This is a genomic window from Stenomitos frigidus ULC18 (assembly GCF_003003795.1).
Classification (GTDB): Bacteria; Cyanobacteriota; Cyanobacteriia; order Leptolyngbyales; family Leptolyngbyaceae; genus Stenomitos; species Stenomitos frigidus_A.
The window spans coordinates 1-7,971 of the sequence record NZ_PVWK01000150.1; the positions used below are offsets into that span (position 1 = coordinate 1).

The 7,971-nt window shown below is 52.9% G+C and carries 6 protein-coding genes, 2 tRNA genes and 1 pseudogene; 2 read left to right on the forward strand and 7 right to left on the reverse strand.

From position 1 onward, the window contains the following. Nucleotides 1–121 precede the first annotated feature (121 nt). The 3 genes from C7B82_RS27900 to C7B82_RS27915 form a co-directional block, all read right to left on the reverse strand. Complete coding sequence (locus C7B82_RS27900; protein WP_106260248.1) at nucleotides 122–385, reverse strand: type II toxin-antitoxin system ParD family antitoxin; 264 nt, start codon at nucleotides 383–385, stop codon at nucleotides 122–124. 398 nt (nucleotides 386–783) lie between these two features. Then, nucleotides 784–3,909, reverse strand: coding sequence for a plasmid replication protein, CyRepA1 family (locus tag C7B82_RS27910; RefSeq protein WP_106260252.1), 3,126 nt, complete (start codon nucleotides 3,907–3,909; stop codon nucleotides 784–786). After that, a complete protein-coding gene (locus C7B82_RS27915) occupies nucleotides 3,906–4,226 on the reverse strand; it encodes a hypothetical protein (RefSeq protein WP_106260254.1) in 321 nt (106 codons plus the stop codon). Before C7B82_RS27915 ends, C7B82_RS27910 begins: the two co-directional genes overlap by 4 nt. Nucleotides 4,227–5,177: 951 nt before the next feature. On the opposite strand from C7B82_RS27915, the gene C7B82_RS27925 reads away from it, so the two are divergent. Then, nucleotides 5,178–6,263, forward strand: a complete 1,086-nt coding sequence (locus C7B82_RS27925) for a hypothetical protein (RefSeq protein ID WP_245940130.1) — start codon at nucleotides 5,178–5,180, stop codon at nucleotides 6,261–6,263. A 249-nt stretch (nucleotides 6,264–6,512) separates the two neighbouring features. Here the strand turns inward: C7B82_RS27925 and C7B82_RS31710 are convergent, their stop codons facing one another. Then, the gene (locus C7B82_RS31710; protein WP_146141292.1) at nucleotides 6,513–6,737 is read right to left on the reverse strand and encodes a hypothetical protein; all 225 of its coding nucleotides are present in this window, start codon (nucleotides 6,735–6,737) and stop codon (nucleotides 6,513–6,515) included. 35 nt (nucleotides 6,738–6,772) lie between these two features. Here C7B82_RS31710 and C7B82_RS27930 point away from each other — a divergent pair, with 35 nt between their 5' ends. After that, nucleotides 6,773–7,153: an AbrB family transcriptional regulator gene (locus C7B82_RS27930; protein WP_106260260.1), complete on the forward strand. Its 381-nt coding sequence runs from the start codon at nucleotides 6,773–6,775 to the stop codon at nucleotides 7,151–7,153. A 122-nt stretch (nucleotides 7,154–7,275) separates the two neighbouring features. Here the strand turns inward: C7B82_RS27930 and C7B82_RS32780 are convergent. The 3 genes and pseudogenes from C7B82_RS32780 to C7B82_RS27935 all read right to left on the reverse strand — a co-directional run. Continuing rightward, nucleotides 7,276–7,394 (reverse strand) — tRNA-Ala (locus tag C7B82_RS32780). A gap of 55 nt (nucleotides 7,395–7,449) precedes the next feature. Further along, a tRNA-Val gene (locus C7B82_RS32785) sits at nucleotides 7,450–7,546 on the reverse strand. A 165-nt stretch (nucleotides 7,547–7,711) separates the two neighbouring features. Beyond that, nucleotides 7,712–7,837, reverse strand: a pseudogene (locus tag C7B82_RS27935) (RtcB family protein); the annotation flags it as partial. Nucleotides 7,838–7,971: the final 134 nt, after the last annotated feature.

The window sequence follows — 7,971 nt, forward strand, 5'->3', positions numbered from 1 at the left end:
AACGCTTGTGCCTTACTTTTTGCAAGAACATAAGAATATTCTAGAAGCTTGGGTAAATTCTTTGCCAGAAATCTCCTTAAAGCAAACCAGCGGCTTAGGCATCTACCCATGCTGCTCGAACCTAATGGCTGGCTTTGCTGCGCTGGGCATGGCGTTGTCTGCCGCGATCGATGACATCCTCAATATTGAGAGGTTGAGACTCCCCACTATCAATACCTGCCTGGATCTGCTGCCTCAATTCGTTGAGGCGAATTTCCCGCAAAGCATCCTGATCTTTGAGCAGGCGTAACCCTTCGCGGATGACCTCGCTGGCAGAGTGATATAAACCACTGGCTACCTTGTCGCTGACATACTGCTCTAACTCGGACGTGAGTGAAACATTCATCGGTCATCCCTCTCAACCATTCATCTACTACCGTTGTACTCACAGCAACCAAAAATAGCAATTTTTGTTATTGAAAGTACGCCTCTACGATCAGAGGTAACGCAAGCGGTACTGTCTCAGACCCAGGCTGTTTGTCGGTGAGAATCAGTCCACTGCCTTTGTCAGGTTTCTTGCTGAAAGGCTGGAACAGAAGATCCAGGACACCCCTATAGCCGACTGTCCTTGCCTGTAAGACTGAACATCTGTCGTTATGGGCTTGCCTCACTGTAAGTTTTTGCAGTGGCACCAGTGGCACTGCCGGAACCCAAGCGACCGTGTCCAGATCGCCTCCAACACCAACTACTGCTCTCCGGTGGAGCGGTGCGCTTAAGCGTCAAAGCAAGACGTTTCGAGCTGTATTACGCCGTCGCGCTACCCAAATGGCGTAAAACGTAGGCTGGAATCGCTAACCGCACTTTTGCCAGCACGTCCGGATCGTCTCCCGCCGTCTCTAGCAGCGCTTGCACATCCGCCAATGCCGCTGGAGTCAGCCATGCATTACGGTTCGCCTCCGGATCACCCTCTGGTCTAATCACCTCAAACACAACAGGTGATCCAACCCCTTCCGCCTCCAAACGCTGTGCTGGCAGGCATTGGCGCTTCGCCTCCCGGCGCTCCAATACCGCTGCCAGCTTGTGCCAATGCGCCTGGTCTAAGGCGTACGTGCGGAGCTTCTCCCCTTCGTAGCCTGCTAACGAACGTGACCAGTGCCGCGTCAGTTTGATGCCCAACTGCGCAATGAGTTGGTGTACCACCTGGGTATCGCTCATCGCCTCGTTAATCGTGAAATGCAGAGCGACCTTGATTTGAGGGGCTAAGGCTCTAGCGCGATCAGCGTAAGGCTTGAGATCATATTTGCACCACCGCCAGCCCTCCCGGAGCTTCGTGATTAACTGGCCGATCCCGACTTCGACCAGCAACCAGCGTCGTAGAGGGGTGTTCGCGATGTCCCACGGGCAATAGCCTTGCTGCCAAACGGCTTGTTTTTCGAGTGCTCTCGCGGTACGTTCCAGCGCCACTGTCGGGAACAGCAATGACTCTAAAGACAGCAGCTCCCCTCTCCTCCGTCCGTCCTTGTCCCACAGGCAGTCATCGACCGTCAGGGTTTCCAAAACATAGAAATCCAGCAAGTACCATTTCTGCATGGCTAACCGGTCTTCCGGCCCCAGGCTTTCCTTTTGTTCCAGTGCCAGCACCTCGCTATAGGTCAGCGTCTCGGTTGCCACCAGAGCTTCGGCATCGAACAGTTGTAGTTCAGTGCGGGTTTGCGCCAGCAACGCCTTCAGTGCCGGGTTGCTCGCTCGGTCTTCCAGCGTCAGCGTGTTGCCCTCAAACCGGAGGCGTACCAGGAGCGCCTCCCGCAAGCAACGCATCGCACGGTTCTGCTCCGCTGCGAACTGGCAGTACAGCCCGATATGCGGATCAGAACGCCAATCCAAGGCATTGATACCGTCTACGATGTCCTCTTTGAGACTGGAACGGAGCAGCTGCACCGTTGCGGTGGTTTGCGCTTGCAAGTGCGAACGGACTTCTAACGGATTGACCGCACGGCTCACCTTGGCAAAGTTAGCCCCCGTTTTCGCACACCAGACGACGCGCTCCACTGGTGCTCGTACCCGACTGAGCGACTGGCTGATATCCGCATCGGTGGCACTCACCCCCGTAAAGATGCCGTAGACCTGAGACACAACGCCCCGGCATTCAATGGAAACCCCGGTTGCCACAGACGGCGAACACAGAATGACATCGTAGTCGCCCCGTGTCAGCACCACGTCCGGCGTTTGCATAAATTCCCGCTCACACTCGCCCCCGGTCGTTTCGCTATTCAGCAATAACACCCGTTGCTCTGGATATTGCTGCATGATGAGCCGATGGAGGGCTTTACTGGTCGCTTTGCTGTCGGTGGCGACAAAGAACACTTGCCCCGGTGTTTGTTGGGCGATCGCGGTCAGTAGCTCCCCGGTGATGGCAGTACGATCGGGTGCAGTCAGAAAACGGCAGGTGTAAGGCACGGTCTCAAAATCATTCTTGACCAGGAAGACAGGCGCAGGCTCGCCCCGTAATGCCTGTAAATAGTGCAAGGTGGCATTATCCAGATCCGCATCCGCTATCAGTACCCGCTTCGCATTTTTCACCAGCGCTCGGAACCGTGCTAACAGTGCCGGACGTTTGCCCTCACGAGCACAGGTGGAGCTGGTGAGCAAATGCCGCACGAGCTGCACCACTTCATCGAGCACCAGATCGCCTCCGGCAAAGTGATTGGGGTCAAGACTCAGCAACCCATCCACGCACGAGCCAATCCGCAGGGTATAGCCCGACTCGTGGATATATTGCCCCTTCACTTTGTCCAGATCGCCCCGATAGTGCAGTCCCGTGCGCGTACAGAGGTTACGACCCAAGGCAATGCGATGCGTCAGTGACAGCACGCGCTCCTGGTCGGCTAAGAGGGTAGCGATGAGCTTGGTTTTCCCGGTCCCCTTCGACGAACACATTGCGATCAACCCCTCAGAGGGGAGTGTGTCCGCTTCGAGCGTAGACAGATCGCCCACATTTACCCGCAGGTTGACCGGATACGTGAGCTGCCGCTCCAGCCGCTGCCAAATTTGCCATTGGCTCAAGGGTAGAGCCTCAGCGTAGGCCGTCTCCCACGCTGTGACGCCCGACTGCACGATGAGGTCATCCAGCCCCTTCCCTTGCTGGCAATCCCAACGGGCGATCGCTACGTCACAGCCGTGAGCCGCTAAGAGGTTACCTAACCGCGCTTGCGCGATGTTCACCCGTCGCCGCGTTTTTTCACTGGCATCGGTGTCAAAGGCCATCGCGATCTGCCGACTTGGCTTTGCAAACCGAGCGAGGTCAGGAATCAGCGTCGGCGGGATCGGGTGGCTCAAGGCATCTTTAGTGCGATAGCCGCCGTGACAGCCGTAGAGTGCGATCGTCACAAACCCGTGACTGAAGCCTGCCAAGCCTTTCTTGCCGCCCTCAGTCACGGTGAAAGGAATTTCAGGATGTTGCTCATACCAGTCCCAAAAAGAGCCGTCTAAAGGGATCGGGATGCCATAGCGAGCAGCAATTCGTTGTCGAATGACCGGTGGGACAGAGGGTAGATAAGCTCTCGCGCCATTGCCAACAGGGGTCTCGTATTTCTGCGCCTTGCCGTTGCTCTCTGTACGTGGAGTGCTCAGTTTGGCTTGCCAGGCGGAGCCGTCTTCGTTGAGCAGTAGAGCCGCAGACAACGTCTCTCGTGCCTGGTAGCCGAAGCGGGTGAGGTGCCAATTGAGTGCTTCATGGATCGGGTAGGTCACGTCCCCACCCGCAAAGGTTTCGGTGTCACTTACGAGTGCGATCGCCGCTTTAAACAAGGCTGGGGCGATTGCGCTGCCGTGAATAAACTCGCGAGCGATTGTTTGGCGGAAGGCGTCAAAGGTGGGTGCTTGTGGAGCGATCGGCGTACTGGAACCTAGGGTCTGGGATCGGGCGCTCATGCCACACCTCCCAGTGGCTGTACCCTAAGGCTCTGAGTGGAGCGATCAGCTGCTGTGGTCAGCACCGACCAAGTGTGCGATCGCACTAGGGGAAAGGTCGCACTGCAAATTTTTACAGTGACAGGGCTTGGTTGAGTAATGGTGATCGTGCCAGCGTGATACTGTGCTTGCGGGAGTGCGAGCCGCAATCGTGCTGGCTCTGACAATAGTGGTACTAGAGGCTGCGATCCCGCCACCTTGAGCGGAGCAGTCGCAACTTGTTGCTGACATTTGGGACTGTGCAAAGAGGCTGCGCTCTTTTGACAATTTTTAGGCATGGCTAACACCCTCACTGTGTGGCTTTGGATGGAGAAGCCATGCAGCAGCTAGAAGTAAGAGCACAAAGGTTGCAACTTTTGTGCTCTTACTCCTAAAATGAGACATGAAAAGCTATGCTACATGGCAACGCCTTGTAACTGGTTTCTCCGGTTGGACTCTAACAACGTTGCCGCCAAGCTTAGAAGTTAGAGCCGCTGACTAGAACAAATCGAATGTTCTCAAAAGCCCCTTCTGATTTGCAGTCAGGTGGGGTTTTTAGTTTGATTAACTGTGCTTTAGTCTTTCCTCCTTAAGTCCTAAGTGGCACAGCAAACCAGAGTTGAGAAGACGCTGGTGCGGCTCTGCTCCGGTTTGCTATGGTTTGTTTTTAACGGCTAGCGCTTAGTCTGTGCTCTCCCTTGCCAATTTGAAGGTAGAACATAAGAACTATGAATCACAATCTGCTAAGTTGTACCACTCGAATCCAAGATGTTCAATAGCATCAAAGGGCTTATACGCTGGAGTTACAGGTTACTTATACGCCGGAGTTACAGGTCAAAGCTATACGCGGGAGTTACAGGCAAAGCAGTTGTTATACGCCGGAGTTACAGGCGGAATCTATACGCCGGAGTTACAGGTCAATGATTGTAAGCTTAGGCAGTCCATGATTAAAAATTGGTTAGTGCAAAAATTTGACGCGGGAGTTACAGGTCAAAGCTATACGCGGGAGTTACAGGCAAAGGGTTTCTTATACGCGGGAGTTACAGGTTGAAACTATACGCGGGAGTTACAGGTAAGGGTGCTAAAAACATACGCGGGAGTTACAGGCTCTTAGTTAATCAAGGTCACATTTAGCGTTTCAAAATTAGTTGCTGCGTACATACGCTAGATGTAGGAAGCAGCTACACCACTGGAAAAGCTGCTTTAAATTGCGATCGCTGCTAAAATTTGCTCACACTATGGTGGTAGCTGTGAGTAAAAGTGAAGCGTTAACCTTTCCAGTCGATGGTCAGCTTCTAATGGTTTTGCCAAGAGCGGGTGCTTCGGTTGGCAATCCAGATATGCAGCTGCCGATCCTCCGCTCTGATCCAGACGGCTATTATCTCGAGATGCGAGTGGAGACAGACACGTCTGACCCTAGCGAGATTGCCGTAACTCGGCGGGTTCCCCTAGAAGACCTCTCATCCGAAGAGTGGGAGGAATTGAAGGAGCAATATACCAAACTGGATCTGAAAAATTGCACGGATCAAGGAATCAGCAAGGGATTGGAGAAGATCCAGGATCGCAAAATTCAACGTCTCTTTATGGCGCTGCTGACTTTTCTCAACCCGCGCCAGGTGGCGATTGTCCTCTATCTTTACCGACAGGCTGCTCACCAAGGAACAGGACCCGCCGTTTTCTTTCGTTCCAATGATCTGCTTGAGAGTTTAGGGTATACGCGCACCAAAGATGGTGGCTTTGCCTCGAAGTTGCGATCGCAACTCAATCGTGATTTAGTGGCGCTTCACCGTACAGAGCTTGTTTTTGCTCAATCTTTGCGGAAGGGTAATAATATCGGTGCCAAGGTCACAATTAAGAGCATTCTACGCATCAAGGACTTTGAAATCGATAATGTGCCGCGTGACTTTGATCTTGTCAAAGCTGCTGATTACACTTACGAATTAGCTGATGCTTATACTGTCTCTCTAGAATTTTTCGATGGTCCAGGGCGGACAGGCGATTACGTATTGTTTGCTAATAACGTAGACATGGCGCAAAAGCTGGGCAGTAATGCCAAAAGCGACTATAAAACCAAGCTGTTAATCTACCTTGCCAGTCGGATGAAGTGGGACTCTCTGCAAGAAGGACAATATTTGGTGGTCTCGAAGCAATACCTGTTCAAGAATCTGGATTTGCTCGGTAGTAACTCTTCCCGCAATAATCAGATCTTCTGGCGCACGGTTGATGAGCTGAAACAGGAGGGATATCTCTTGGGAGCACAAGAATTACCTGGGAAGAAGAAAATCTCTAACATTCAGTTTCAAATTAATCCTGAAAAGTTACGCGCTCACCAATAGCAGCAGGTAATTTGTCACCACAATAGTGATCCGTTATTGAGAATGAGAAATCCTCAACTCACGCGCCTCTCATCCCGACGCTCAACTGGGTACACTTAGAGCGCGGGGCTTCCCGTCCAACAGCTAAAGCATTCTGGCTCAGTGCCTACCAACATTAGCTTTAGCGCTTGAGGTCAACGCAGATGAGTAAGACTCAACCCTTCCGAAGCTTACGGAAGGCGATCGCTGCTGGTGCAATCCAGGTAACTCTTACCCCACATACGCCCTCCTCGCTTGCACCTGTTCCACATTCAGCCATCGCTTTTCTCCCGACTGAGACGGCTGGGGGTGTTTGCTAAACACCTCTCTCACCACGCGCCCACACCAATCTCGATCGACCAATCGTACAATTACCTGTTTCCTACTGGCGATGGCGCTCCTTATAGCGCAACTCTCTGCTTTGCTGTTGTTATGCACTGACTCGCGATCAGGCATCATGGGATCGAAAGTTGTTGGTGTGAAGCAGAGAAATGGCTAAAAAGAAGAAGGTCGAACCGCTGACAGGGGCAGCGCTGCTGCAAAAGGTAAAAACGTTAGACACCTTCAGCAAAGAGCAGAAAGCGAAAGCCTGTGGTTATTACACGGTGACGAAAGGTGGTGTGGAGCGCGTCAGCATGATGCAGTTTCTCAATGCTTTGCTGGCAGCTGATGGCATTGAGTTGGATGGCAAAGCAGCCACTGATGGTAGGGCTGGACGCAGTGCAAGCTATCGCCTTAGCGTGCAAGCCAATGGCAATTTGTTGATCGGTATCGCGTACACCAAACAGATGGCGCTTAAGCCTGGTGATGAGTTTGAGTTGGTGCTGGGACGGAAGCACATTCAACTCAAACAACTTGACCCTGTAGAGTGAGTGCGCGTGCATTTTATTCAGGGGTGTCTAACGGGACTCGTAGCTTGCTTCCCGAAGGGTACCTGTTAGTGACTAGCTTCACAGGCTAGTGTCTCGACCACTTCGACTTTAGACACCAGGAGTGGATTCTGGTCGGAGTTGTAGCTTGCTTCCGCGTTCGCGAAGCGTCTCCGAAGGAGATAGCGGTACCGACATCTTTCTGCTTGCAAGGCAGACGCTTTCCCAGTTAAGCTACAGACCCATGTTTGGCAGGCGTGGTAGGAATTGCCCGATCCATTAGGCGACACGCCCATCTTTGGTAGTCCTGGCAGGGCTTGTAGCTTGCTTCCGTGAAGCGGTACCCGCGACTTCCTCTTTGTAAGAGAGGCACTCTCCCCACTGAGTTACAGGACTATAAGAGCGATCGATGGGACTCGTTCGCGAAGCGTTCCTGAAGGGTACCCATGCGCTGAGACTGGCAGACTCAAATGCTAGCCCTTACATCACGATCGCTTGCAACGCACTCATGTGAACGCAAACTAGAGCTGCGGCTAAGACGGCTCCTAGCCGCAGCTTGCACTAACCTTTCACACACACAACCTGCTTCAGGGTTGCCACAACCTCAACCAGGTCAGCTTGGTTTGCCATGACCTGTTCGATCGGCTTGTAGGCACCGGGAATCTCATCGATCACGCCTTCATCCTTACGACACTCAGCAACGACTCAGACACGCAAAGACTGCTTCTGACAAAGAACGGCTCTAATTGCTTTATCTACTCAAAAGTGGGCAAGCCAAAACGGTGCAGGCTGCAGCCACGCTCCTCGCTCGCCATCGCATC

Bases quoted from the DNA above. Each gene is read 5' to 3' on its own strand.
- C7B82_RS27910 (WP_106260252.1), bottom strand. From the start codon at position 3,909: ATGAGCGCCCGATCCCAGACCCTAGGTTCCAGTACGCCGATCGCTCCA.
- C7B82_RS27930 (WP_106260260.1), top strand. From the start codon at position 6,773: ATGGCTAAAAAGAAGAAGGTCGAACCGCTGACAGGGGCAGCGCTGCTG.
- C7B82_RS27900 (WP_106260248.1), bottom strand. From the start codon at position 385: ATGAATGTTTCACTCACGTCCGAGTTAGAGCAGTATGTCAGCGACAAG.
- C7B82_RS27915 (WP_106260254.1), bottom strand. From the start codon at position 4,226: ATGCCTAAAAATTGTCAAAAGAGCGCAGCCTCTTTGCACAGTCCCAAA.
- C7B82_RS31710 (WP_146141292.1), bottom strand. From the start codon at position 6,737: ATGCCTGATCGCGAGTCAGTGCATAACAACAGCAAAGCAGAGAGTTGC.